The sequence below is a fragment of the Sphingomonas sp. LaA6.9 genome, assembly GCF_022601895.1.
Lineage (GTDB): Bacteria > Pseudomonadota > Alphaproteobacteria > Sphingomonadales > Sphingomonadaceae > Sphingobium_A.
Genome location: NZ_JAKVIO010000094.1, coordinates 1 through 2,396 on the forward strand (window position 1 = coordinate 1; position 2,396 = coordinate 2,396).

At 64.5% G+C, this 2,396-nt stretch carries 2 protein-coding genes; both read left to right on the forward strand.

The genetic code is table 11. From position 1 onward, the window contains the following. The first annotated feature begins 380 nt into the window (after positions 1–380). Positions 381–1,229 carry an oxidoreductase gene (locus MKI88_RS21335; RefSeq protein WP_241633561.1) on the forward strand — a complete coding sequence of 283 codons (849 nt, stop codon included), beginning with the start codon at positions 381–383 and terminating at the stop codon, positions 1,227–1,229. Between the two features lie 234 nt (positions 1,230–1,463). Further along, entirely contained in the window at positions 1,464–2,318 is an 855-nt protein-coding gene (locus MKI88_RS21340) for an AraC family transcriptional regulator (protein WP_241633562.1), read from the forward strand. Positions 2,319–2,396: the final 78 nt, after the last annotated feature.

The window sequence follows — 2,396 nt, forward strand, 5'->3', positions numbered from 1 at the left end:
TGCCCGTTGCGGGCCATCCCGATAGCTGCGCCCTTGCCGAAGCCGCCAGCAGCACCCGTGATGAGGATCGTCTTGGTCATTTCAATTCTCCCATGTGATGGACGCCCGATTGCGTCCGATGAGAGAGAATTAGCCGCGACGGAACGGCGCTGCCGTCGAACCGTTGCGGCGATTGTCGCAATATTGCGATCGCAGAACGGCGCGATATTTTTCCATGTAATCAGAGGATTGCGCGCTCGCGCGTGCGCGGGAGTCTACTCATGCCAACCTGTGCGGGTGGCTATCGCAAGATTGCGACATTGGGCGAAATCGCGCGACGGCGCCGGTCGCTTGCAAACCCTAATCTGGCCTCGTCAACCAAGCATGAGGAAGGACACATCATGAAGACCTGGTTCATCACTGGCGCATCGCGCGGTTTCGGATTGCGGATCGCGCGGCTCGCGCTTGCGCAGGGCGACAATGTCGTCGCCACCGCACGCAGCGCCGCCACCGTCATCAAGGCGCTTGGCGAGCACCCCAACCTGCTTGCGGTCCCGCTCGACGTCACCGATGAAGATCAGGCCCGCGCCGCCGCGGCGAGCGCCTTCGAGCGTTTCGGCCGCATCGACGTGCTGCTCAACAATGCGGGCTTCGGTCTGCTCGGCGCGGTCGAGGAAGCGACGGCCGAGGAAGTCGAGACGCTCTATCGCACCAACGTCTTCGGCCTGCTGGCAGTGACGCGCGCCGTGCTCCCCTATATGCGTGAACGGCGCTCGGGACGCATCCTCAACATCTCGTCGATCGGCGGCTATCGTGCGGGCCCGGGCTTCGGCGTCTATTGCTCGACCAAGTTCGCGGTCGAAGGGCTGTCCGAGGCGCTGCATCACGAACTCGCCCCGCTCGGGATCCATGTGACGGTGGTCGAACCCGGCTATTTCCGGACCGACTTCCTCGATTCCTCCTCGCTGACGGTGAGCCTCAACCGCATCGACGACTATAACGGCACCGCGGGCGCGGCCCGCTCGGTCGCGGTCGACCTCAACCACGGCCAGCCCGGCGATCCCGACAAGCTCGCCGAGGTGCTCGTCAAGTTCGTCGACGCCGAGAACCCACCGGTCCGGCTCCCGCTCGGCAGCGACACCGTCGCCGCGATCGAGGCCAAGCATCAGTCCGATGCAGCCATTCTCGACGCGTGGCGCGAGGTTTCGATCTCGACTGATTTCGCGACTGAAGCCGCCACGGCTGTCTGAGCCTTGAAAGCCGGGAGGCGCGCGATCCGCCGCCTCCCGGTTCCCATTTTGTAATGTCCCGCCCGGGCAATGCGCTGGTGCGGAACGGCGGTTTCACTTATAGTCCCGCGCACTGGCTACACGGCTCGCCTTTGAAAGGCTCCTGACTTGGATGGATTGCGCGCAACCTTTGCGAACGGATCTCCCATCGACGGCTTGCTCGACGGCGGACCTACCGACCAATCGGCGCGCGAAATGGGGCGTATTCTTGATACGCCACCGGCGATCGCCGAACAGATCCTGCGCGGTCACACGCGGCTGACCCGTCGCTGGGCGCATGGCGAGCTGCACGACACGTTGCCAGGTCTCGCGACGCATGTCCTCGTGACCTATTATGGCGCGGACGAACAGGATATCGTCTGGCGCACCGGAGGCGAGCGGCACGCCGCACGCACGCGCGCGGGCACAATTACCGTGATCCCCGATGGGCATGACGGGCGTTGGGACATTGCGGGTCCCATCGAGGTCAGCCATGTCTATCTGCCCGATGAGCGGCTGCAGTCGGTGGCCGAGCAACTGACCGACGGCAAATCGATCGAGCTTATCGGCCGCGTCGGTTTCACCGATCCCGTCGCCGGGCGCGTCATGGAAATGCTCGCGCGCGAGGCCGATGTCGAAGAGCCGTCATCGCGGTTGTTCGTCGAACAGGCGCTCGACCTGCTCTGCACCCAACTCGTGCGGGGGCATTCGTCCTTTGGCGCGCTCACCGTCGAGGCACCGCGCCGCGGGCTCGCCGACTGGCAGGTGAAGAAGGTGACAGGTTATATCCGCGAGCATCTGGAGGAGGAGATCGGCCTCGACGAGCTTGCGGCGCAGGTGAACCTCAGCCGCTTCCATTTCTGCACGGCCTTCCGGCAGGCGACAGGACGCACGCCGCATGAATGGCTGGTGGGGCAGCGCATCGCCCGCGCGCGCCAGTTGCTGTCCGATCCCGCGCTGCCGGTTACCGACATCGCTCTGACCGTCGGGTATCAGACGCCCTCATCCTTCGCCGCCGCATTTCGCAAGCAGGTGGGGCTGACCCCTTCCGAGTTCCGACGCAGGCTCTAGCTGTGAGCTTTCAGGAGGTTGTTCATCCGGCGTGACCGGATCAGACTGAGGTTGCGACACTTCAGGTCTGAAGGAACG